The sequence below is a fragment of the Pseudomonas sp. 57B-090624 genome, assembly GCF_003234055.1.
Classification (GTDB): Bacteria; Pseudomonadota; Gammaproteobacteria; order Pseudomonadales; family Pseudomonadaceae; genus Metapseudomonas; species Metapseudomonas tohonis.
Map to the genome: position 1 here is coordinate 13,962 of NZ_QKRU01000003.1, position 23,438 is coordinate 37,399.

The following is a 23,438-nucleotide window of genomic DNA, read 5'->3' on the forward strand; positions in this document are numbered from 1 at the left end:
ATGCGGGGGAGCGCCCTCCCCGGTGGGAGGGCGCGGCGATCAGAAGTGGGTGAAGGTCAGGCCGAGGCTGTAGGTGGGGCCGTATTCCTCGTACTGGGCGTTGTAGCTGCGGCTGCCGGTGTAGACGTAGTAGTGCTCGTCGGTGAGGTTCTGCGCCTCGAAGGACAGCTGCAGCTCCTTCGTCAGGAAGTAGCGGGCGCTGAAGTCGACGAAGGTCTGCGCATCCACGTGCAGGTCGTGCTGGCGGTCGCCCACCGGGGCCACCTCGAACAGGTAGTCGGACTTGTAGTTGGCCGAGAGGCGCAGGCTGAGCTTGTCGTTCTCCCAACCCAGCATCAGGTTGCCGACGGTGTCGGACTGGTTGGGCAGGTCGATGTCGCGCTCGAGGGTGCGGCCGCTGGCCTGGTCGAAGCCCTCGATGCTGGCGTCGGAACGGCTGAAGGTGGCGTTGGCGCCCAGCAGCAGGCCGTTCCAGGGGGCGGGCAGCCAGTCGAACTTCTGCGAGTAGGCCAGTTCAAGGCCGTAGAGCTTGGCGTTGTCGCCGTTGGCGAAGGTGTTGGCTTCGTCGAAGGTCGCCCAGGCGCCGCTGCCGGCCAGGTCGGTGTTGTAGATGAAGTTGTCGATGTCCTTGTAGAAGACGAAGGCCGAGACCACGCCGGCGCGGCCCAGGTAGTGCTCGATGCCCAGGTCGAAGTTGCTCGACTCCAGCGGCGACAGGTCGGGGTTGCCGAAGCTGGCTTCGTCGCCGTCGATGACGAAGCCCGGGGCCAGCTGGCCGAAGGTCGGGCGCACCACGGACTTGGTCCAGGCGGCGCGCAGCTGGGTGTCCTTGTCGATCTGGTAACGCGCGTGCAGGCCGGGCAGCCAGTGGTGGTAGTCGCGCTTGCGCTCGATGCTTTCGAAGTCGCCGTCGCGGATGCCGGTGCCCTTGGCCTCGAACTCGGTGCCCTCGTAGCGCATGCCGGCGATGAAGCGCCAGTCGTCCACGTCCAGGGTGTTCATGAGGTAGGCGGCGTTGATGTCTTCGCTCATGTCGAAGTCGTTCACCCGCGACTCTTCCTCGTTGTAGAAGTCGGCGGCGTTGAGCTGGCCCAGCAGGCCCTTGACGGCGCTGGCGCTGATGCCGGGGCCGAAGCGGTCGAGGGCGTAGTGCACGGTGCCCTTCTGGAACTGGCCGAGGTTGAGCTGCTCGTCGGTGAAGAAGGTGTCCAGGTCCTCGTAGGTCCAGGCTTCCAGGTCGTTGGTCTTGTCGCGGCGGCTGAGCTTGCCGCCGAACTTGGCCTGGGCGGCGTAGCCGGAGAGGTCGTAGTCGCGGGCGAGGTCGAGGCGGATGTTCTTCTCGGTGTCCTCGGTGTTCTGCTTTTCCCAGTCGACCTGGTCGAGGGCGAAGTTGGCCGGGTCGTAGAAGGCGTCCTCGACGTTGAGGAGCGGCTTCTTGCTGTCGTCGAAGCCGGTGCCGGTGAAGTCGCGGGTGCCTTCGAAGGTGGCGCCGGCGATATGGCCGGGGCTGTCTTCGCTGGACTGGCTGTAGCCGGCCTGGCCGCTCAGGGTCCACAGGCCCATCATGCGTTCGCCGCCGAAGACGTAGGACTGGATCTCCTGGGTTTCCTCGCGGTCCTTCAGCTCGCGGTAGCCCTCGCCGTCGCCGGTCTCGCCCGGCAGGCGCGCGTCGTCGAACTCCATGCCGGCGGCGTTGCGCGTCTCGCTGTCCTTGTAGCGGCTGTAGAGGGTGCGCAGGTAGTAGCTGGAGACGTCGTCGGGCTTGTAGTCGAAGTTGAGGCCACCGCCAGCGCGTTCGCGGGTGATGGCGTAGTCGCGCTGCTCCAGTTCCTCCAGGCGGGCGCCGTCGTCGAAGTCCCAGGCGCCGCCGGTCTCGACGTTGTCGGAGCCGAACTTGCGCTTCTGCCAGCTCAGGGCGGCGGCCACGCCGAAGTTGTCGATGCCGTCGCCCAGGCTGAAGCGGTCGCTGATGGCGCCGGAGAACTTGGGGCTGGTCTTATCGGTGTTCTCGTCGTAGCTGGCCTCGGTGCTGCCGGTGTAGAACAGGCCCTCGTGGTCGAAGGCGGAGAGGCTCTCCACCTCGACGGTGCCGCCGAGGGAGTTGGCGTCCATGTCCGGGGTGAGGGTCTTGACCACGGTGAGCGACTGCACCAGCTCGGCGGGCAGCACGTCCAGGGCCACGGCGCGGCGGTCGCTTTCCGGGGCCGGCACCAGGGTGCCGTTGATGGTGACGCTGTTCAGGTCCGGGCCCAGGCCGCGCACGCTGACGAAGCGGCCTTCGCCCTGGTCGCGCTCCACCGAGACGCCGGGCAGGCGCTGCACCGCTTCGGCGGCGTTCTGGTCCGGCAGCTGGGCGACGCCGTCGGCATGCACCACGCTCTCGACGCTGTCGGAGGCGCGCTGCTCCTTCAGGGCCTTGTCGATGCTCACGGCCTGGCCGACCACCTCGACGTGCTCGGTGGCGCCGGCGGCGCCCTCGCCGGCGGCCAGCGCGACGCCGGCCATGGCCAGGGTCAGCGCGCTGAAGGTGAAGCCCGCGAGCCGGGCGGCGGTGCTGCGCTTGTACATGAATGCTCTCCCCAGGTTTGGTTCCAGGCCAGGCAAATGGCCCGGCAATGTGGGAGCGGACGCTAGGCAGCGCGGATGAAGCTTCTGTGACAGGACAACGGCACAGGGCCGCAATGGCAGGGTTTTGCGGGGGTAACCCTGGGGTTTTGAGCTGATAGGACCCTCCAGAGCCGCCGTAGGGGCGAATTCATTGGCTCGGTCTGCGTTAAGTGTTGCTAGAGGATTTGAGCCCAGCTGATTGCCGAGTTCTGATGATGTTTCTGGTTTCGCCCCCCGGGCGAGTCTCTTTTGGCAGTCGCCCCAAAAGAAACCAAAAGGGCTTGCCCCATCATCCGGCCCGACTGCGTCGGGTTCCCTCACTCCATCGCCGCTCTGGGGGCCGGCGCGATGGGCCATCCATGGCCTGGCGCGCCTCTCGCGGCATCCATGCCGCTCGTCCCCCGGCGCAACGACTGCGTTCGGCCTCCTGGAGGGGCGTTGGCGGCTGCTCCAACTTTCTTTGTCCAACGCATTGCCACGTGGTGCGCACAGGCTTTCGTAGGATGGTGTAGAGCGAAGCGAAACCCATGGGGTGGCGGTGGCACGAACCCTTGGGCGCCCGGAAAGGGTCGTGCTTGAGCGCTTGCATTAAAGTCACAACAGCTAACGCAGACAGAGCCAATGAATTCGCCCCTACGGAATGCGACCCGGGCACCTGAAAATCTGCCCATGTGCCCTGAGCCGATTCGACCCTCCCACCCCGCTCCGGCGCTGCAACCTCGCCGTCACAATCATCTGCTCTGCTGGCCCGGTCTAACCCGCCGGACCTGCCCATGACCTCCCTGCTGAAGCTGCACCGCCTCAAGCTCACCGCGCTGTTCCTGGCTGCCAATGCCGGGTTGCTGCTGCACCTGGCGGTGGGCGACCTGAAGGCGGCGTCGGAGTGGGTCTGGCTGGACATCCTCGGCGAGGGCGGCTCGGCGCTGCTGGCGCTGGTGTGGATCGGCCTGGTGCTGAAAAGCCGGCCCGCCGGGCGGGTCACCAACCTGCTGGTGCTGGGGTTGGCAGGGGTGTTCTTCTCCTGGTGGATCGACAGCCTCGACGAGTTCATCCGCATACCCGACACGGTGCACTGGGACCACTGGCTGGAGTCGGTGCCGATGCCCATCGGCCTGGTGCTGCTGACCCTGGGCATCTATCACTGGCACCGCGAGCAGCTGGCCATCAGCGCGCAGATGGAGAAGCGCGAGCGGCTGTTCCGCGAGCATCGCCAGTTCGACACGCTCACCCCGCTGGGCGACGCCGACTACCTGCGCCGCCAGCTGGAGCTGGGCCTGGGCGAGGCCGCCGCGAACGGCCAGCCGCTGTCGCTGGTGATCCTCGACATCGATGACTTCAGCCAGGTCAACGACCGTTTCGGCCATGCCGAGGGCGACCACCTGCTGCTGGCCCTGACCCAGTTGCTGCTGCTCAACCTGCGCCGCCAGGACCTGCTCTGCCGCCTGGCCGGCGACCGCTTCGTGGTGCTGCTGCCGAACACCGGCGAGCGCCAGGCGCACCAGCTGGCCACGGAGCTGGGCGAGGCGGTGGCACACTTCGCCCACCGCACCCGCCAGCACGGCGAGCGCCTGCAACTGCGCGCCAGCACGGCGGTGGCGATGGCCCTGGACGAGAGCCCCGAGGCGCTGCTGCAACGGCTCAACCTGGCCCTGGCGAAGGCCCGCTCGCCGCGCCTGGCCCACAGTGCCTGAGGTGCGCGATGACCATCAGGGGTGACTGGTACGAGTGCGACAGCCGCTTCATCCCGGCCCACGGCCAGCCGGCGGTGCTGATCGACCTGGCGCTCTCGCGGGGGATCGACAGCCACCGCCTGCTGCGGGGCACCGGGCTGTTCTACGAGGACATCGTCGCCGGCGGGCAGCTGGTCAGCCCGCAGCAGTTCCTCGGGCTGATCGGCAATGCCCGGCGCCTGCTGGCCGCCGATGACACGGCCTTTCTCTTCGGCCAGCGGCTTTTGCCCGGCCACTACGGCGCCGCCAGCCACACCCTGCTGCATGCCGAGCACCTGCAGGATGCGCTGGGGCAGCTGATCCGCCAGCGCGCGCTGCTGACCCCGTTGCTGGCGCCCCGGCTGGTGCTGGACGAGCAGGACGCCTGGCTCTACTGGGTGGACGCCTGCGGGGCGGGGGAACACCGGCGCTTCCTGCTGGAGGCGAGCATGACGGCGGTGGCGGCGCTGTGCCGGCGCCTGGGCGGGGAGCGGCTGCCGTGGCGCTACCACTTCGCCCATGCCCAGCCGCGCTGCATCGAGCAGTACTGGGTGCACCTGGGGGAGGAGGTGCGCTTCGATCAGCACGTGGACGCCCTGCAGGTGCCGCGCGCCTGGCTGACCCGGGCGCTGCCGGAGGCGTCGCAGACCGCCGGCCAGGTGGCACGCCAGGAATGCGCGCGCCACCTGGCGGCGCTGGGCCATCGCGCCAGCCTGCTGGACCGGCTCTACGGCTGGCTGCTGGAGCGGGTGCGCGAGGCGCCGGTGCTGGAGGATGCGGCCCAGGCCTTCGCCATGAGCCCGGCCACTTTCAAGCGCAAGCTGGCCAAGCACGGCACGCACTACCAGGAGCAGCGCGACCTGGTGCGCAAGCACGTGGCGCTCTACCTCTACCGCATCAAGGGCTACGGCAACGACGAGGTGGCGGCGTACCTGCACTTCCACGACAGCACCAACTTCCGCCGCTCGCTCAGGCGCTGGACGGGGCTCTCCCCCAGCGCGCTGCGCCAGCTGTTCGGGGCCTGACCGCGCTACTCGTAGAACAGGGTGAGGATGGCGGTGGTCAGCACCTGCCCCGGGCTGACCGTGGGCTCGAGCTGGTAGTAGCGCGCGACCAGCGGAATCGCGCTGGGGCCGCCAGCGGTGCCGGTGTTCAGGTGCTCGTTCCTGACGCCCAGCGCCAGGGGCGCCCCGCCATTGCCCTTGAGCAATTGCACGCCGATGCCCCTGGCCATGTCCCGGCCTATCACGTTCTTGAGCACCGAGCCGGCTTCATGCAGCCCGTCCACACGGTAGGAGACGCGGATATCCGGGTCGCAATCGAGATTCAGGCTGAAGGCCTTCTCCCGGGTCGTGCTGCCGACCCCAGTGAAGTGATGCAGGTTGGTGGTCGGCAACGTCACCGTGGTGTCAGGGGTGCGCAGGCTGCAGCCCTTCTTGGTGAAAACCAGCTGGGTGGGTGAGAAGGTCAGCTCGTTGGTCAGTTCGTTGTCGTAATAGATCCTCACAGAATTGACATACAACGCCCCTGAACTGGGGTTGTCGTTGGTCTTGACCAGTTGGACCCAGAAGCGCTGGGCAGGCGCGTAGTGGTTGCGCGGGATCTCCCTGCGAGGTCGGCTGCCGTGCATGATTTCCCCGCCCCCGATGCTGGCGGGCAGGTTGTTCGAGTTCTGTGCCCAACCGACCCGCACCCCAATGCCTTCCAGGCTGGTGGCATAAACCCCGCTGAGACCCGAAACCGCTGCGGGCGAACTGACGAAGCCCGTACTGATGTGGTGAGAGCCGAGCTCCATGCACCTCACATAGGCGTCACCCGTACCAATCCAGCCATGGGTATCGAAAATGACTCCGCCGACGGGGATATCGCGGGGTGCGCTGATGGATGCCGGGAACGCTTGCACCGTTTTACGCCCCGTATCCAAAGCGCATGCACGGGCATGACTCCAGGAGGCCAGAAGTAAAACCGCAAGAACCCAAAGCATATATCGCGACAAGATCCGCCACCCATCGTGTGTTGACTGAGCGGGGCATGCTATCGATGGAGAGAAAGGCGCCAAGCCAGCAGGGCCCTCCAGGCGCTGTAGGCCATTCCTGAGCGCGACGAAATGATGATCGACTTCGTCTTCGGGGGCGCCATCCGGTAGCCTTGCTCCAGCTTCCTCTCGCACGAGCCCGACATGCCCGAAAGCCACTTCCCCCTCGACGAAACCGACCGCCAGCTGATCGCCGCCCTGCAGATCAACGCCCGGGAAAGCGTCGCCACCCTCGCCCGCCGCCTGGGCATCGCGCGCACCACGGTGAACTCGCGCCTGGCGCGCCTGGAGCGATCCGGTGTCATCAGCGGCTACGGCGTGCGCCTGGGCCAGCGGGTATCCGAAGGCGGCCTGCAGGCCTACGTGGGCATCACCGTGCGGCCGCGCAGCGGCAAGGACGTGCTGCGGCGGCTGACCGGCATGGCCGAGGTGCAGTTGCTGTGCACCGTGAGCGGGGAGTTCGACTACGTGGCCTGGCTGCGGGCCGAGTCACCGGAGCGGCTGGACCTGCTGCTGGACGAGATCGGCAATGTCGAGGGCGTGGAACGCACCACCACCTCAATCATCCTCAGCTGCAAGATCGACCGGGGCCAGCCATTGCCGGGCCCGGCCTGAACGATCAGCGGTAGAACAGGGTCAGCGTGGCCGTGGCGACCACATGGCCGGGAGTCACCTGCTCCGCGACCTGGCGGTAGCGGGCCATCAGCGGGATTCGCACCCTCTTCTCGCCCATCACGCTGCGCCCGAGCGGGTATTCGCTGCCGATCGACAGCGGGATGTTCTGCAGGTCGGTCAGTTGCACCCCGACGCCGCGTGCCATGGTGATGCCGAAGGTGTTCTTCAGGGTCGACGCATCATGGGTCAGCCCGTCGAGACGGTAGGCGATGTCGAGGTCGGGGTCGCATTCCAGGTCGATGCTGACATCGAGCGGCCAGGCAGTGCTGCCGATTCCGGAAAAATCCTTGAGCCAGGTCTTGTGCAACGTGCGGGTGAGGACACTGCCTTCGACCAGGCGGCAACTGCGCGTCTGGAAGGCGATGGCGATGGCGGGGAAGACCAGGGCGTTGGTGCGCTCGTCGTGGTAGTGCACCTCCACGCTCGGGATGCTGTAGGTGCCGCTGGAGATCGGCCCGGTCTTGATCAACTGGATCCACCAGTTGCTCGCGGGGGTGTAGCGGCCCCAGGCCAGCGCGTCCGTCTTGCGCGGCGAGTTCATGAACTCGCCGCCGCTCATCTGCGCCGGCAGCGTGTTGGCATCCCGCGACCAGGCCACGCGGATGCCGACACCCGGCACCCCGCTCGGGTAGACGTTCGCATGCCCGGGAACGCTCGCCCCGCTGAGAAAGCCCCGGCGCAGCCAGAGGTCGCCGTGCTGCAGGAACCCGCCGCAGTCGACTTCCGCCTTGCCGCCCTGGATCCAGCGCTGGGTATCGAACAGCACGAGGCCCTCCGGCGCGTCGCGCGGCACCACCAGTTCCGGTGGCAGGGGGGCCATGGTCGGGGGCGCCCCGGCAGCCATCTTGCAGTAGGCCGTGATCCCCCACGCAGGCTGCTGGCTGATCACCAGTATCGAGAAGGAAAGGATGAATGAACGAACGAGCCCAGCGTGCATGAGGCATCTCCCGGTGTTTCGGATTCGAAGGCCCGGATGATCGCCGATCCATACCGGCACCCGGCCCGCGCGCGTCTTGCCCTGTTGGAAGACTTGTCTCTATGCATGGATGAATTTTCCGTCGCTGCCTGGCTGGGCGGGATGGAACTTCGTCATAACGATCCAAATGATCGTCATTTCGCTATAAAAACAGGCTTATTGACGACACAAAACGTCTTATGGACGAAAAACAGCCTCCCTAGAATGACGCCAACGCTGCCCAGACAGCCCTCTCATTCTTCAGGTCGCCATGCACACCACCAATCGCCACCCCGCCGACGGCAAGAAGCCGATCACCATCTTCGGCCCCGACTTTCCCTTCGCCTTCGATGACTGGATCGAGCACCCCGCCGGCCTGGGCAGCATCCCCGTCGAGCGCCAGGGCGAGGAAGTGGCCATCGTCGGCGCCGGCATCGCCGGGCTGGTGGCCGCCTACGAGCTGATGAAGCTGGGCCTCAAGCCCGTGGTGTACGAGGCCTCGAAGATGGGTGGGCGCCTGCGCTCGCAGAGCTTCGAGGGCACCGAGGGGATCATCGCGGAGCTGGGCGGCATGCGCTTCCCGGTGTCGTCCACGGCCTTCTACCACTACGTCGACAAGCTGGGCCTTGAGACCCGCCCCTTCCCCAACCCGCTGACGCCGGCCTCCGGCAGCACGGTGATCGACCTCGAGGGCAAGACCTACTACGCCGAGAAGATGGCCGACCTGCCGGCGCTGTTCCGCGAGGTGGCCGATGCCTGGGCCGATGCCCTGGAGGACGGCGCGCAGTTCAGCGAGATCCAGCAGGCCATCCGCGACCGCGACACCAAGCGCCTGAAAGCACTGTGGAACAGCCTGGTGCCACTCTGGGACGACCGCACCTTCTACGACTTCGTCGCCACCTCCAAGGCCTTCGCCAAGCTGTCGTTCCACCACCGCGAGGTGTTCGGCCAGGTGGGCTTCGGCACCGGCGGCTGGGACTCGGACTTCCCCAACTCCATGCTGGAGATCTTCCGCGTGGTGATGACCAACTGCGACGACCACCAGCACCTGGTGGTGGGCGGCGTGCAGCAGGTGCCGCTGGGCATCTGGCGCCACGTGCCGGAGCGCATGGCCCATTGGCCGACCGGCACCAGCCTTTCGTCCCTGCACAACGGCGCGCCGCGCCCGGGGGTGAAGCGCATCGCCCGCGCCGCCGACGGCCAGCTGGCGGTGACCGACGCCTGGGGCGACACCCGCCACTACGCGGCCGTGCTGACCACCTGCCAGAGCTGGCTGCTGACCACCCAGATCGAATGCGAGGAATCGCTGTTCTCGCAAAAGATGTGGATGGCCCTGGACCGCACCCGCTACATGCAGTCGTCGAAGACCTTCGTGATGGTCGACCGGCCCTTCTGGAAGGACAAGGACCCGGTCACCGGCCGCGACACCATGAGCATGACGCTCACCGACCGCCTGACCCGCGGCACCTACCTGTTCGACAACGGCGACGACAAGCCGGGGGTGATCTGCCTCTCCTACTCCTGGATGAGCGACGCGCTGAAGATGCTCCCGCAGCCCATCGAGAAGCGGGTGAAGCTGGCGCTGGACGCGCTGAAGAAGATCTACCCGGACGTGGACATCGCCAGCCACATCATCGGCGACCCGATCACCGTCTCCTGGGAGGCGGACCCGCACTTCCTCGGCGCCTTCAAGGGCGCGCTGCCGGGCCACTACCGCTACAACCAGCGCATGTACGCGCACTTCATGCAGGACGACATGCCCGCCGAGCACAAGGGCATGTTCATCGCCGGTGACGACGTGTCCTGGACCCCGGCCTGGGTGGAGGGCGCGGTGCAGACCTCGCTCAACGCGGTGTGGGGGATCATGAGGCACTACGGCGGTGCCACCCACGCCGACAACCCCGGCCCGGGCGATGTGTTCGCCGAACTCGGCCCCATCGCCCTGCCGGAATGACCAGGAGAGACGCCATGCGCATCGCCCTCTACCAGTGCCCGCCCCTGCCGCTGGACCCGGAGGCCAACCTCGCGCGCCTGCACCGCCAGGCGGCCGAGGCAGCGCGGCGCGGCGCACGCCTGCTGGTGGGCCCGGAGATGTACCTGAGCGGCTACAACATCGGCCGCGCGGCGGCGCAGACCCTGGCCCAGCCCAGCGATGGCCCCTGGGCGCAGCGCATCGCCGCCATCGCCCGCGAGCAAGGCATCGCCATTCTTTACGGCTACCCGGAACGGGGCGCTGACGGCGCCCTGTTCAACTCGGCGCAACTGATCGACGCGCGGGGCGAGCGCCGGGGCAACTACCGCAAGACCCACCTGTTCGGCGAGCTGGACCGGGGCCTGTTCAGCCCGGGCGAGGCGCCCTGCCCGATCATCGAGCTGGAAGGCTGGAAGCTCGGCGTGCTGATCTGCTACGACGTGGAATTCCCCGAGAACGTGCGGCGCCTGGCCATGGCCGGCGCCGAGCTGGTGCTGGTGCCCACCGCCAACATGGTGCCGTACGATTTCGTCTGCGACGTGCTGGTGCGCACCCGCGCCTACGAGAGCCAGTGCTACCTCGCCTACGCCAACTACTGCGGCGCCGAGGGGGCCATCCGCTATTGCGGCCTCTCCAGCCTCAACGGCCCGGACGGCGAACAGACCGCCCGCGCCGGCCGCGACGAGACCCTGCTGCTGGCCGACCTCGCCCACGAAGCCCTGCAGACCTCGCGCGCCGCGATCACCTACCTGCACGACCGCCGGCCGGAACTCTATCGGCCCTGACCGCCCCTTATCTGGCTGGCGAAGCGGGTTCAGTGGTTCCCCGCGTTCGCGGGGATGACGGGAGGGGGGACGTGGAAGCCACGGTCGAATCCGCGCGGCCTGGTGCTCGGGATGCAGGATCGCACCCGCAGGAGCGCGCTCCGCTCGCTATGCCCTTCAGCGATCCACGCCAGCTCGGAGTTGACGGCGCGCCGACGGCTCCCCGCCACCTCGTCACCCTCGCGAACGCGGGGGCCCACTGAAACAGCGCGCCTTGTTGACCGGTGCCTGGAATGAAAGACCGCCCGGGGCAAAGGGCAGGGCCACCGGGCGGTTGAGAAAACGGACTCGAGGGGACAGGGTCAGGTCAGCACGGCGTGGGGGCCGGTGAGGTAGTCGAGCAGGCGGAACAGCGTCGGCGCCAGGGCGCTGCAGTGGGGGAAGCCGTCGCGGATGGCGGCGGCGCTTTCCACCGAGCCATTCAGCGCCAGGTCGTCGGGGCAGGCTTCGAGCAGTTCGTGGATGCTTTCGGGCGTGCTTTCCAGGTGGCATTGCAGGCCGATGGCGCGCTCCTTCCAGACGAAGCCCTGGTTGGCGCAGGCAGCCGAACCATAGAGCGGGATGGCACCCGCCGGCAGGTCGAAGGTCTCGCCGTGCCAGTGCATGGCCATGAGGCGCTGCGGCAGCATGCGGCCCAGCGGCGAGTGCTCGGCGAGGGCGTGTTTCTCCATGGGCCACCAGCCGATCTCGACCTGCCCGGCGCGCACCTGCGCGCCGAGGGCTTCGGCCAGCAGCTGGGCGCCCAGGCAGATGCCCAGCACGCGTTTTTCAGCGGCCAGGGCCGCGCGGATCAGCGCCTTCTCGCCAGCGAGCCAGGGCAGCACGGCCTCGTCGTGGACGCTCATCGGCCCGCCCATGACGATCAGCAGCTCGAAGGCCTCCAGCTCCGGCAACGGGCAGCCGGCATAGAGGTAGTGCAGGCGCACCTGGGCCGAGCGCAGGTCGAGCCATTGGGCGATACGGCCGATGCCTTCGAAGGGGACGTGCTGGAGGATGGCGACGCGCATATCAGGCGGGCTCCTTGTGTTTGCCCTTGGCCAGGGCGAAGGCGCGGTTGAGGCGCTTGAGCATCTCGTCGACGTTGGCGTGGCTGACGGTGAGCGCCGGGGAGAAGCGCAGGCAGTCGCTGGCCAGGCCGTTGATCAGCAGGCCTTCGTCGAGTGCGGCACGGACCACGGCGTCGGCGCGCTGCTCGATCAGCGGCATGCCAATCAGCAGGCCATGCCCGCGCAAGGGACCGTGGCCATGGCGGCGGGCGACGCGGGCGAGGCCTTCGCGCAGGTGCTGGGCGACATCGCGCACCTGTTCGAGGAAGCCCGGCTCCAGCACGGTGTTGAGCACGGCGAGGCCGGCGGCGGTCATCAGCGCGTTGCCGTGGTAGGTGCCGCCCTGCTCGCCCGGCTCGAAGCAGCAGGCGTTGCCCCGGGCGAGCAGTGCAGCCAGGGGCACGCCGCCGCCCAGGCCCTTGCCGAGGGTGATGATGTCGGCGCGTACGCCGTAGAGGTCTTCGGCCAGCAGGGCGCCGCAGCGGCCGATGCCGGTCTGCACCTCGTCGAGGATCAGCAGCACGCCGCGCTCGCGGCACAGGCGTTCGGCGCCCTGCAGGTATTCGAGGGTGGCGGGGATGACCCCGGCCTCGCCCTGCACCGGCTCCAGCATCACCGCTACGACACTGTCGTCGACGGCAGCGCGCAGGGCGTCGAGGTCGTTGAACGGCACCTTGGTGAAGCCGGGCACCTTGGGCTCGAACAGGGCCTGGAAGGCCGGCTTGCCGGAGGCGGACAGGGTGGCGAGGGTGCGGCCGTGGAAGCTGTTGCCGGTGGTGACGATGCCGTAGGCGCCGCCCCGGTGCAGCTGGCCCCATTTGCGCGCGAGCTTGATCGCGCCCTCGTTGGCTTCGGCGCCACTGTTGAGGAAGTAGACCTGGTCGCTGCCGCTGGCCTGGCACAGGCGCGAGGCGAGCTTGAGCATGCCGCGGTTGTAGAAGGCGGGACCCGGGTTGATCAGGGCCTCAGCCTGGCGCTTGAGCGCCTCCACCACCACGCCGGGGCTGTGGCCGAGGCTGTTGACCGCCCAGCCCTGGGTGAAGTCCAGGTAGGCGCGGCCGTCGGCGTCCCACAGCCAGGAGCCCTGGCCCCGCACGAAGACCTGGGGCGGGCGTTCGACGGTGCGCATCAGGCGCAGGCCGGCGAGGGGGTCACGCATGGTCGGGGACCTCTTCATGGCGGTATTCGATACCCAGCAGGCGCAGGCCTTCCGGGCCCTGTTCGAGGATGCGGCGCAGCTCGCGGCGACGGCGGATGCGCAGGCCGAAGCCGTCGGCGAGGGGAAAACGCTCGCGCAACAGGGCGGTGGTTTCCACGTAGCGCGCCTGGCTCACCTCCAGGGTGGCGAGCAGCACGCCGTGACGTTCCAGGTTGATCTGGTAGTCGCTCATGCGCGCATGCCCTCCAGCGGCAGGCCGTGCAGGCGTGCATTCCAGTCTTCGACCTGGCCGCTGGCCAGGCGCCGCGCGGCACCATCGCGCCAGCGGCCGCTCAGGGCTTCGCAGGCCTGCAGCAGGTGCAGGCCCTCGCGCTCCAGGGGCTCGTGGAAGTAGGCACGCACGGCACGGGCGACGCTGAGTTCCGGATGCGGGCGGTCGAGCAGCGAGAGGCGATCTTCGGTGCTGACGAAGCCGGGTCGCAACACGCGGTAGAACCAGCCGCAGCGACCGGTGTCCTGCACCAGGCGCGGCAGTTCCTCGATGCCCCAGCGACGGCTCAGGCGGTAGCAGGGGGAACGCGGCTGGCTGACCTGGATGATGGCTTCGCCCCAGCGGAAGCTGTCGCCGATGCACACCTGCTCTTCGATGAGGCCGTAGGTGGAGAGGTTCTCGCCGAAGGACGGTGCCTTCCAGGCGAGATGGCGGTAGTGCTTGCGCCAGTAGCGGTAGTGCTCGGCCGGGTAGTGGTGCAGGGCGCGCTCGGGGCCGCCGTGGAAGCGCGGGTCGCCCTGCTCGTCGCTGCCCAGGCCCTGGGGCCAGAGCCAGAGCCGGTGTTCCACCGGGCGCTTGTCGATGGCGCTGCTGAGTCCACCGCCGATATCTTCGGCTTTGCCTATGAATACACCCTTTACTTCCAGGCCCTGCATGTCGTGCTCCAGCGCTTGAACCAGGTTCTATGGCCGCTAGACTAGGGCCTTGCCGCTGCGCATGACATTTCGATTTTTCAGTTTCTTCGATAAGTAACTCTTATGGATTTCCGCCAGCTCCGCTATTTCGTCGCGCTCTACGAGGAAGGCCATGTCGGCCGCGCCGCCGAGCGCCTGAGCATTTCCCAGCCGGCGCTCTCCCAGCAGATCCGCCAGCTGGAGCAGGGGCTGGACGTGAGCCTGTTCCAGCGCACCGGCAAGCGCCTGCTGCCGACCCTCGCCGCGCACACGCTCTACAACCATGCGCTGCCGCTGCTCGACGGCATGGAGCGGGCACGCGAGGCGTTGCGCAACTTCCGTGGCCAATCGCCCCGCAGCCTGGCCATCGGGGTGCTGCAGACGGTCAACGCGAGCCTGGTGCCGCTGCTGCTGGAGCGCCTGCGCGAAGCCCAGCCGCACCTGGTGGTGCAGATCTACGAGCTGTCGGGCCTGGACATCGAGCGGCGGCTACTGACCGGCAATCTGGATATCGGCATCGGTTTCCTGCCGCCGCGCCAGCCGGGGCTGCACAGCCAGTTGCTGTACGAGGACGAGCTGCAGCTGGTGATTCCCGAGGAGCACCCGCTGAAGGAGTTCCGCAAGGTCTCGCTGGCCCAGGCCGCGGAGTTGCCGATGCTGCTGCTGGGGGAGGAGTTCCGCGTGCGGCAGATCTGGCAGGAGCAGTTGGCGCTGATTGGCCGCCGCCCTCAGGTGCAGGCGGAGCTGAACCACATGGCCGGCATCCTCGACAGCCTGCCGCATACGCGCCTGGCCACGGTGCTGCCCGGCCGCGCGCGGCAGTTGCATGCCAACCAGGCGCTGCTGTGGAAGCCCCTGAGCGAGCCCCGCGTGCCGTTGAAGGTGGGGCTGGTATTCCGCGATGCCCAGCGCCAGCAGGCGACGCTGGAGCTGCTGCAGGCACTGCTGGAGAACCTGGTGCCCCCCGCCGCGTGATGCCGGGCCCGGAAAAAGAAAAACCCCGCCGAAGCGAGGTTTTTGCAGACTTGTATCCCTGACATCCCTGATCTACCCACCATCCTGGCGGAAATCCGGCGTAGTCCCTGTTTTTCAGTGCGCTTCCTGCGCTACGTCCCTATGGAGTGAAGATTAGTCCTGCAGACATGTAGGCGGAAGCAGAGAACGCCTTCAGAAAATGTAAGCAATATCTTACAAAATAGAGGTTTGACGACCTGATCACAAAAGGCCATCACCTCGGCGGAATGCCCCGTTCCAGAGGCCATGCAGCAACCAAGCAAGCGATCGGTAGGCTTTGTCTTCAGAATAGTCGCTTGATAGACTCGGTTGTCCTACAAGAATGATATGGCCGGCCTTTTCGGTGCGGTCGACTGGGGTCATGACCATGCGCGTAGTTGCGATTGCCCTTTGCTGCCTCACCCCTTTCATCGCCACCACCGCCCTTGCCGGTGGCCAGGACAGGCTCCCCGACCCCAAGGCGGCCGTGAGCCAGGTCTTCTGGCCACAGCTCTATGCGGGCGCCGGCACCACGCTGTATTGCGGCAAGGCCTTCACCGGTGAAAGCGGCCTGCTGGCAGCCAGCCCGGTCTATTCCATCAAGCAGATCAAGAGCGCGCTGCGCTGCGTCACCGACAGCCAGTGCAAGAGCGCCAACGCGCAATACCCCTTCATGCTCGCCGACCTGCACAACCTCTACCCGGAGCTGGCGCGGGTCGAGCTGGCGCGGCGCAATGCGCTGTTCGGCATGGTGGGCGATGTGCCGAGCAAGTTCGGCGCCGAGTGCGATCTCAAGACCAGCTTCCAGCTGGTGGAGCCCCGCGATGCCGCCAAGGGCAACGTGGCCCGGGCCATCTTCTACATGCATATCGAATACGGCCTGCCCATCGTCGGCCAGGTGCAGATGTTCAAGGAGTGGCACCGCCTGGACCCGGTGGACGCCGAGGAACGCGCACGCAACGAGCAGATCGCCGCATTGCAGGGCACCCGTAACCGCTTCATCGACGACCCGGGCCTGGTGGACAGGCTGATTGCGGATTGAAGGGGCGCAACCAGGCTTCGGAGCCTGCAGCCGTCGCTCACTCCGAACGTAGGGTGTGCTGCGCGCACCTGGGACTCGCCGGAAGCACCGAGCGGCGGTGCGCACGGCACACCCTACGGCACGAGCTCATCCTGTCAGCCCTCGGCGCGAACCGTCACAGGCACAGAGCCGATGACTCATGACCACGTCCTGAAGACGCGGTTTCCCACGCTCAAATGAAAAAGCCCCGCATCGGCGGGGCTTTTTCGTTTGCGGGGGCCGCTTAGAACTGGGCGGCGTCCAGCAGGTACAGCGACTCGCTACCGGCTTTCACCGAGGCGGTCAGGGAGTGGATGCGCGGCAGCAGACGGGCGAAGTAGAAGCGCGCGGTGCCGAGCTTGCTGGCGTAGAACTCGTCCTGGCCTTCCTTGCCCAGTGCAGCCTTGGCCATCAGTGCCCACATGTAGGCGTAGGCGGTGTAGCCGAAGGCGTGCAGGTACTCGACCGAGGCGGCGCCGATCTCGTTGGGGTTGGACTTGGCGCGTTCCAGCAGCCAGGCGGTCAGGTCGTCGAGGTTGGCGATGGCGGCGTTCAGCGGCTGGACGAACTCGGCCAGGTCGGCGGAGGCGCTGCCGGTGAAGGCCTTGATCTCGTCGGAGAAGTGCTTGTAGAACGCGCCACCGCTGCCGACGACCTTGCGGCCGACGAGGTCCAGGGCCTGGATGCCGTTGGTGCCTTCGTAGATCTGGGTGATGCGCACGTCACGCACCAGTTGCTCCTGGCCCCATTCGCGGATGAAGCCGTGGCCGCCGAAGATCTGCTGCCCGTGGACGGTGGTTTCCAGGCCGAGGTCGGTGAGGAAGGCCTTGGCGACGGGGGTCAGCAGGGCGACCATTTCCTCGGCGCGTTTGCGCACGACGGGGTCTTCGCTGTACTTGGCGGTGTCCAGCTGCATGGCGACGTAGGTGGAGAAGGCACGGCCACCTTCGTTGGCGGCCTTCATGGTCAGCAGCATGCGACGCACGTCGGGGTGCACGATGATCGGGTCGGCGGCCTTGTCCTTGGCGACCGCGCCGGTCGGGGCGCGGCTCTGGATGCGGTCGCGGGCGTATTCGACGGCGCTCTGGTAGGAACGCTCGCCGGAGGCCAGGCCCTGGATGCCGACGCCCAGGCGCTCGTAGTTCATCATGGTGAACATGGCGGCCAGGCCCTTGTTGGGGGCGTCGACGATCCAGCCGGTGGCGCCATCGAAGTTCATGACGCAGGTGGCGGAGGCCTTGATGCCCATCTTGTGTTCGATGGAGCCGCAGGACAGGGCGTTCTTCTCACCCAGGGAGCCGTCGGCGTTGACCATGAACTTGGGCACCAGGAACAGCGAGATGCCTTTCGGGCCGGCAGGCGCGTCGGGCAGCTTGGCCAGGACCAGGTGGATGATGTTCTCGGTGAGGTCGTGCTCGCCACCGGTGATGAAGATCTTGGTGCCGGTGAGCTTGTAGCTGCCGTCGGCCTGGGGTTCGGCCTTGGTGCGGATGATGCCCAGGTCGGTGCCAGCGTGGGGTTCGGTCAGGCACATGGAACCGGCCCAGACGCCCGCGTACATGTTCGGCAGGTACTTTTCCTTGAGCTCTTCGCTGGCGTGCGCGTTGATCGACAGGCAGGCACCGGCGGTGAGCATGGGGTAGAGGCCGAAGGAGAGGTTGGCCGAGTTGACCATTTCCTCGACCTGGGCGGAGATCGCCTTGGGCATGCCCATGCCGCCGAAGACCGGATCGCCACCGACGCCGACCCAGCCGCCTTCGGCGTAGGTCTTGTAGGCCTCGGGGAAGCCGGCCGGGGTGCTGACCACGCCGTCGTTCCACTGGCAGCCTTCCTCGTCGCCGGAACGGTTCAGCGGGGCGATGACGCCGCCGGTGACCTTGCCGGCCTCTTCGAGGATCGCGGAGGCGGTTTCCGCATCGACGGTCTCGGCCAGGGCGGGCAGTTCAGCCCAGAGCTTGGCGACCTCGAAAACTTCATTGAGGACGAAGCGCATATCGCGCAGGGGCGCTTTGTAGTCAGCCATGTGCAAAACCTCGCAGGAACTCTACAGGTGGCCGGGAAGGCCGGTTTCACGGAACAGGCCGGCAGTGTACCCGAACAACTTTTGAGACACATAGGGTCGTTGCGTGACCATATGTTATCGAACAGTCACAAACGGCAAGCCCGATGAAAAGGGCCCGCACGTGGCGGGCCCCTGGATACACCGAGAGTAGACGCTCAGAGCGCGAACTGTTCGGCCGGCAGGGCCATCAGGCAGTCGCTGCCGGCCTCGACCCCCGCCTGATGGGCGGTGGTGCGCGGCAGCAGGCGCTTGAAGTAGAAATCGAAGGTGGCCAGCTTGGTCTGGTAGTACGCGGCCTCGCTGGTGCCGGCATCGAGCTTGGCCTGGGCGACCACGGCCATCTGCAGCCAGAACCAGGCGAGCACGATGTAGCCGGAGTACATGAGGTAGTCGACGGAGGCGGCCCCCACTTCGTCCGGGTTCTTCATGGCGGCCATGCCGACCTTCTGGGTCAGCTCGCCCCACTGCTGGTTGAGGCGCGCCAGTTCGGCGACCTGCCCCTTGAACTGCGGGTGCTCGGCCTGGGCCTGGCAGAACCTGTGCACGCGCTTGGTGAAGCCGCGCAGCAGCTTGCCCTGGCTGCCGAGCACCTTGCGACCGAGCAGGTCGAGGGCCTGGATGCCGTTGGTGCCTTCGTAGATGGGGGCGATGCGGCAGTCGCGCACCAGTTGCTCCATGCCCCACTCGCGGATGTAGCCGTGGCCGCCGAACACCTGCATGCCGAGGTTGGTGGCCTCCAGCCCGGTCTCGGTCATGAAGGCCTTGCAGATGGGGGTGAGGAAGGCCAGCAGGTCGTCGGCTTCCTGGCGTTGCTCGGCATCCTGGCTGCCGTGGGCGATGTCGAGCAGTTGGGCGGTGAAGTAGGAGAGCGCGCGGTTGCCTTCGTTGAAGGCCTTCATGGTCAGCAGCATGCGGCGCACGTCGGGGTGCACGATGATCGGGTCGGCGGCCTTCTCCGGGGCTTTCGGCCCGGTGAGCGCGCGCATCTGCAGGCGGTCGTTGGCGTAGCGCACGGCGCCCTGGTAGCTGGCCTCGCCGAGGCAGAGGCCCTGCATGCCGGTGCCCAGGCGGGCGTGGTTCATCATGGTGAACATGCAGTTGAGGCCCTTGTTGGCCTCGCCGATCAGGTAGCCGGTGGCGGCGTCGAAGTTCATCACGCAGGTGGCGGAGGCCTTGATGCCCATCTTGTGCTCGATGGACCCGCAGGAGACGGCGTTGCGCGCACCGACGCCGCCATCGGCGGCGGGCATGAACTTGGGCACGATGAACAGGGAGATGCCCTTGGTGCCGGCGGGCGCGTCGGGCAGCTTGGCGAGGACGAGGTGGACGATGTTCTCGCTCATGTCGTGCTCGCCGGCGGAGATGAAGATCTTGGTGCCGCTGACCGCGTAGCTGCCGTCGGCCTGGGGCACGGCGCGGGTCTTGATGATGCCCAGGTCGGTGCCGCAGTGGGGCTCGGTGAGGCACATGGTGCCGGTCCAGCGGCCTTCGGTCATGCGGGTCAGGTAGGTCTGCTTCTGTTCCTCGGTGCCGTGGGCGTGGATGGCCGACATGGCGCCGTGGGTGAGGCCGGGGTACATGGCCCAGGACTGGTTACTGGAGGCGACCATCTCGCTGATGATCAGACCGAGGGAATGAGGCAGGCCCTGGCCGCCGTAGGCCGGGTCGGCGGCCAGGCCGTTCCAGCCCCCTTCCACGTACTGGGCGAAGGCTTCCTTGAAGCCCTTGGGCGTGGTCACCACGCCGTCGTTCCACTGGCACTCTTCCTCGTCGCCGGAGCGGTTGATGGGCGAGAGCACCTGCTCGCAGAACTTGGCACCCTCTTCGAGGATCGCCGAGACCATGTCCGGGGTGGCGTCGCTGGCACCGATGGCGGCGTAGGTCGCCGGGAAATCGAAGACTTCGTCGATCAAGAAGCGCATGTCGCGCAGGGGGGCCTTGTACTCGGGCATGGCAGGGTTCTCCTTGGGCGAGCGCCAGGGTCGGCGCCAATCAGCCGACCCTACTGCGCGCCCGGGCCCCGGACAACGAAGCTGCCGGCGCTGAATGCAGCGCCATAACCTGCTGCGCTAGGCGCCGGCCTTGCGCACCCGCACCGCGCCACGGCGGTTCTGCCCATGCAGGAACACGCGGTTGCGCCCCGCGCTCTTGGCGCTGTAGAGCGCCTGGTCGGCCACCTTGATGACCTCCTCGGGGGTGCGCTGCTCGGCATCGCGCTCGGCGACGCCGATGCTGATGGTGACCGAGACGCTCTGCCCGGCGGCGCCGCTGCGCTTGCTGCGGCCCTGCTCGTCGCTCTTGGGGCGACTGTCCTTGTCGCGCAGTTGCATGGCGTAGTTTTCGATCGACTCGCGCACGGCCTCCAGGTGCGGCTGGCATTCCTCCATGGTCTTGCCGGCGAAGACGATGGTGAATTCCTCGCCACCATAGCGGTACGCCTTGCCGCCGCCGGTGACCTTCTTCAGGCGCGCGGCGACCATGCGCAGCACCTGGTCGCCGACATCGTGGCCGTAGGTGTCGTTGAATTTCTTGAAGTGGTCGACGTCGGTCATCGCCAGCACGTAGTTGCGCCCGAGGCGTTGCAGGCGTTCGTTCAGGGCTCGGCGGCCGGGCAGCCCGGTGAGTTCGTCGCGGAAGGCCATCTGGTAGGCCTCGTGGGCCACCGAGGCGGTCAGCGCGAGCATCGCCAGGCTGCTCATGGCGTGCAGCGCGTGGGGCAGGACGAAGACCTTGGGCAGCATCCACCAGATGCCGAGCAGGGCCAGCAGCTGCGCGGCGTGCTGCGGGCGGGGCTGGCGGGCATAGGTGACGGCGAGGGCGATCAGCGCGCCGACGAAGGCGAAGTAGGAAAGCTGGATCAGGCTCATCCAGGTGCCATGCAGCAGCGGCCAATGCACGGCAGTGAGCACCGGCAGCAGGGACTCGGGGTAGCTGCGGCCGAGGGTGACGGCAACGCCCACCACGGCGAGGATCACCGCCCCCCGGGCGACGAAGTCCTGGAGCAGGTGGGTGCGCTCCTGCCAGCAACCGAACAGGCCGAACAGCAGCGGCAGCAGCAGGCTGCTGAGGTGGAACACCAGCGCCGCGTCTTCGCGGACCACACGCTCGGCCTGGTAGTAGTCGACCTGGGTGTCGAGCAGGTAGTAGGCGAGGTAGAGGATCAGCAGCAGGAACAGCTGGCGCAGGCGGCCATAGGCGGCGCAGAAGGAACCACCGAGCAGCAGCAGGAGCGTGGGCAGTACGTTGAACAGCGAGACGAAGAACTCGGTCATGCCCGGCAGCGAGCCCATCACGCCGCCGGCCAGGATCAGGGCCAGGGGCGGGACGAAATGGCTGACGCGAAATGACGAGAGAGACCGCACTGATGCTGATCCAGACAGGTGTCGAAAGGGGATGGGGAGCTGGCCATATGATTGCATTTCTGCCAGGGCCACGCACCCGTCCAGGCGACGAAACGCCGCTATCGTCGCGCTTTCGCGAGCCTTTCCCGGTCTATTCGCGCCAAAGAAAAAGCCCGCCTTGCGGCGGGCTCCTTCGTACAGCGCTGAACCTTAGTAACCGAGGGCGAAGTCTTCTTCGGCCAGGTCCATCAGGTTGTTGGCGCCGGACAGCATGGTTTCGACGTGGGTACGGGTACGCGGCAGGATGCGCTTGAAGTAGAAGCGCGCGGTCTGCAGCTTGGCCTTGTAGAAGGCGGCATCGCCTTCGCCGGCAGCCAGTTTCTCGGCAGCCAGGCGGGCCATGTCGGCCCAGAAGTAGGCCAGGCAGGCGTAACCGGAGTACATCAGGTAGTCCACGGAGGCGGCACCGACTTCTTCGCGATCTTTCATCGCGGCCATGCCGACCTTCATGGTGACGTCGCCCCACTCCTTGTTCAGCTTGGCCAGGGGCTCGACGAATTCCTTGACGGCTTCGTTGCCTTCGTTCGCCTGGCAGAACTTGTGGACGATCTTGGTGAAGCCCTTCAGCGCTTCGCCCTGGGTCATGAGGATCTTGCGACCCAGCAGGTCCAGCGCCTGGATGCCGGTGGTGCCTTCGTACAGCATGGAGATGCGGCTGTCGCGAACGTTCTGCTCCATGCCCCACTCGGCGATGAAGCCGTGGCCGCCGTAGATCTGCACGCCATGGTTGGCCGACTCGAAGCCGACTTCGGTCATGAACGCCTTGGCGATCGGGGTCAGGAAGGCCAGCAGCGCGTCGGCGGCTTTCTTCTCTTCCTCGTTCTGGCTGTACTTGACGATGTCGACCTGCTTGGCGGTGAAGTACACCATCGCACGGTTGCCTTCGGCGAAGGCCTTCATGGTCAGCAGCATGCGACGCACGTCCGGGTGGACGATGATCGGGTCAGCGGGCTTCTCGGGCGCTTTCGGGCCGGTCAGGGCACGCATCTGCAGGCGCTCGCGAGCGTATTTCAGGCCACCCTGGAAGCCGATCTCGGCATGGGCCAGGCCTTGCAGCGCGGTACCCAGGCGAGCGGTGTTCATGAAGGTGAACATGCAGTTCAGGCCTTTGTTCGCCGGGCCGATCAGGAAGCCGGTGGCGCCGTCGAAGTTCATCACGCAGGTGGCGTTGCCGTGGATGCCCATCTTGTGTTCGATGGAGCCACAGGCCACGGCATTGCGCTCGCCCACGCCGCCTTCGGCGTTCGGCAGGAACTTCGGCACGATGAACAGGGAGATGCCTTTGGTGCCGGCCGGTGCATCGGGCAGGCGGGCCAGGACGATATGGACGATGTTGTCGGCCATGTCGTGCTCACCGGCGGAGATGAAGATCTTGGTGCCGGTGACTTTGTAGGAACCATCGGCCTGGGGCTCGGCCTTGGTGCGCAGCATGCCCAGGTCGGTACCGCAGTGCGGCTCGGTCAGGCACATGGTGCCGGTCCACTCGCCGGAGACCAGCTTGGTCAGGTAGGTGTGTTTCTGGTCGTCGGTGCCATGGGCGGACAGGGTGTTCATCGCGCCGTGGGACAGGCCGGGGTACATGCCCCAGGACCAGTTGGCCTCGCCGACCATTTCGCTGATGGCCAGGCCGAGCGACTCGGGCAGGCCCTGACCGCCGTGGTCGACGTCATGGGCCAGGCTCGGCCAGCCGCCTTCTACGAACTGCTTGTAGGCTTCCTTGAAGCCGGTCGGGGTTTTCACGCCGGACTCGCTCCAGGTGCAGCCCTCGGTGTCACCCACGCGGTTCAGCGGAGCGATCACCTGCTCACAGAACTTTGCACCTTCCTCGAGAATGGCGTCGACCATGTCCGGGGTGGCGTCCTGGCAGCCAGGCAGGCTCTGATAGTGCGCTTCGTAGCCGAGCAGTTCGTCACGAACGAAGCGGATATCACGCAAGGGGGCCTTGTAATCAGGCATAGCAGTAAACCTCTACGGTGGGTTCCTAGTTAAGGTGAC

At 66.9% G+C, this 23,438-nt stretch carries 18 protein-coding genes; 7 read left to right on the plus strand and 11 right to left on the minus strand.

Features of this window, described 5'->3' with window-relative positions; genetic code table 11:
- Window positions 1–39: 39 nt before the first annotated feature.
- Window positions 40–2,568: a TonB-dependent receptor gene (locus tag DMX10_RS02045; RefSeq protein WP_111259540.1), complete on the minus strand. Its 2,529-nt coding sequence runs from the start codon at window positions 2,566–2,568 to the stop codon at window positions 40–42.
- Window positions 2,569–3,380: 812 nt separating this feature from the next.
- Here DMX10_RS02045 and DMX10_RS02055 point away from each other — a divergent pair.
- Together DMX10_RS02055 and DMX10_RS02060 are read left to right on the plus strand one after the other, a co-directional pair.
- A complete protein-coding gene (locus DMX10_RS02055) occupies window positions 3,381–4,298 on the plus strand; it encodes a GGDEF domain-containing protein (protein WP_069564454.1) in 918 nt (305 codons plus the stop codon).
- 8 nt (window positions 4,299–4,306) lie between these two features.
- Window positions 4,307–5,341, plus strand: coding sequence for an AraC family transcriptional regulator (locus tag DMX10_RS02060; protein ID WP_111259542.1), 1,035 nt, complete (start codon window positions 4,307–4,309; stop codon window positions 5,339–5,341).
- 5 nt (window positions 5,342–5,346) lie between these two features.
- Here the strand turns inward: DMX10_RS02060 and DMX10_RS33515 are convergent, their stop codons facing one another.
- Entirely contained in the window at window positions 5,347–6,300 is a 954-nt protein-coding gene (locus DMX10_RS33515) for a fimbrial protein (protein ID WP_111259543.1), read from the minus strand.
- A gap of 195 nt (window positions 6,301–6,495) precedes the next feature.
- Between DMX10_RS33515 and DMX10_RS02070 the strand changes: the two genes are divergently transcribed.
- Window positions 6,496–6,966 carry an Lrp/AsnC family transcriptional regulator gene (locus DMX10_RS02070; protein WP_021222730.1) on the plus strand — a complete coding sequence of 157 codons (471 nt, stop codon included), beginning with the start codon at window positions 6,496–6,498 and terminating at the stop codon, window positions 6,964–6,966.
- A 4-nt stretch (window positions 6,967–6,970) separates the two neighbouring features.
- On the opposite strand, the gene DMX10_RS02075 is transcribed toward DMX10_RS02070, so the two are convergent.
- Window positions 6,971–7,963, minus strand: coding sequence for a fimbrial protein (locus DMX10_RS02075; protein WP_111259544.1), 993 nt, complete (start codon window positions 7,961–7,963; stop codon window positions 6,971–6,973).
- Between the two features lie 289 nt (window positions 7,964–8,252).
- On the opposite strand from DMX10_RS02075, the gene DMX10_RS02080 reads away from it, so the two are divergent.
- The gene (locus DMX10_RS02080) at window positions 8,253–9,935 is read left to right on the plus strand and encodes an NAD(P)/FAD-dependent oxidoreductase (protein ID WP_111259545.1); all 1,683 of its coding nucleotides are present in this window, start codon (window positions 8,253–8,255) and stop codon (window positions 9,933–9,935) included.
- A 14-nt stretch (window positions 9,936–9,949) separates the two neighbouring features.
- A complete protein-coding gene (locus DMX10_RS02085; RefSeq protein WP_111259546.1) occupies window positions 9,950–10,738 on the plus strand; it encodes a carbon-nitrogen hydrolase family protein in 789 nt (262 codons plus the stop codon).
- 341 nt (window positions 10,739–11,079) lie between these two features.
- Here the strand turns inward: DMX10_RS02085 and DMX10_RS02090 are convergent, their stop codons facing one another.
- Genes DMX10_RS02090 through DMX10_RS02105 form a run of 4 tightly spaced genes read right to left on the minus strand, consistent with a single transcriptional unit; the run spans window position 11,080 to window position 13,909 of the window.
- Window positions 11,080–11,784: a type 1 glutamine amidotransferase gene (locus tag DMX10_RS02090; RefSeq protein ID WP_111259547.1), complete on the minus strand. Its 705-nt coding sequence runs from the start codon at window positions 11,782–11,784 to the stop codon at window positions 11,080–11,082.
- A 1-nt stretch (window position 11,785) separates the two neighbouring features.
- Window positions 11,786–12,982: an aspartate aminotransferase family protein gene (locus DMX10_RS02095; RefSeq protein WP_111259548.1), complete on the minus strand. Its 1,197-nt coding sequence runs from the start codon at window positions 12,980–12,982 to the stop codon at window positions 11,786–11,788.
- Window positions 12,975–13,214: a hypothetical protein gene (locus DMX10_RS02100; protein ID WP_111259549.1), complete on the minus strand. Its 240-nt coding sequence runs from the start codon at window positions 13,212–13,214 to the stop codon at window positions 12,975–12,977. Before DMX10_RS02100 ends, DMX10_RS02095 begins: the two co-directional genes overlap by 8 nt.
- Window positions 13,211–13,909: an MOSC domain-containing protein gene (locus tag DMX10_RS02105; protein ID WP_111259550.1), complete on the minus strand. Its 699-nt coding sequence runs from the start codon at window positions 13,907–13,909 to the stop codon at window positions 13,211–13,213. Before DMX10_RS02105 ends, DMX10_RS02100 begins: the two co-directional genes overlap by 4 nt.
- A gap of 102 nt (window positions 13,910–14,011) precedes the next feature.
- On the opposite strand from DMX10_RS02105, the gene DMX10_RS02110 reads away from it, so the two are divergent.
- Both DMX10_RS02110 and DMX10_RS02115 read left to right on the plus strand, forming a co-directional pair.
- Window positions 14,012–14,902 (plus strand): LysR family transcriptional regulator, encoded by an 891-nt coding sequence (locus DMX10_RS02110; protein WP_111259551.1) that lies wholly within the window; start codon window positions 14,012–14,014, stop codon window positions 14,900–14,902.
- 406 nt (window positions 14,903–15,308) lie between these two features.
- Complete coding sequence (locus tag DMX10_RS02115; RefSeq protein ID WP_111259658.1) at window positions 15,309–15,962, plus strand: endonuclease I family protein; 654 nt, start codon at window positions 15,309–15,311, stop codon at window positions 15,960–15,962.
- Between the two features lie 262 nt (window positions 15,963–16,224).
- Here the strand turns inward: DMX10_RS02115 and DMX10_RS02120 are convergent, their stop codons facing one another.
- The 4 genes from DMX10_RS02120 to DMX10_RS02135 form a co-directional block, all read right to left on the minus strand.
- Window positions 16,225–18,003, minus strand: a complete 1,779-nt coding sequence (locus DMX10_RS02120; protein WP_111259552.1) for an acyl-CoA dehydrogenase C-terminal domain-containing protein — start codon at window positions 18,001–18,003, stop codon at window positions 16,225–16,227.
- A gap of 194 nt (window positions 18,004–18,197) precedes the next feature.
- Window positions 18,198–19,994 carry an acyl-CoA dehydrogenase C-terminal domain-containing protein gene (locus DMX10_RS02125; protein ID WP_111259553.1) on the minus strand — a complete coding sequence of 599 codons (1,797 nt, stop codon included), beginning with the start codon at window positions 19,992–19,994 and terminating at the stop codon, window positions 18,198–18,200.
- Window positions 19,995–20,111: 117 nt separating this feature from the next.
- The gene (locus DMX10_RS02130) at window positions 20,112–21,404 is read right to left on the minus strand and encodes a diguanylate cyclase (protein WP_111259554.1); all 1,293 of its coding nucleotides are present in this window, start codon (window positions 21,402–21,404) and stop codon (window positions 20,112–20,114) included.
- A gap of 189 nt (window positions 21,405–21,593) precedes the next feature.
- Complete coding sequence (locus tag DMX10_RS02135; protein ID WP_111259555.1) at window positions 21,594–23,399, minus strand: phenylacyl-CoA dehydrogenase; 1,806 nt, start codon at window positions 23,397–23,399, stop codon at window positions 21,594–21,596.
- Window positions 23,400–23,438: the final 39 nt, after the last annotated feature.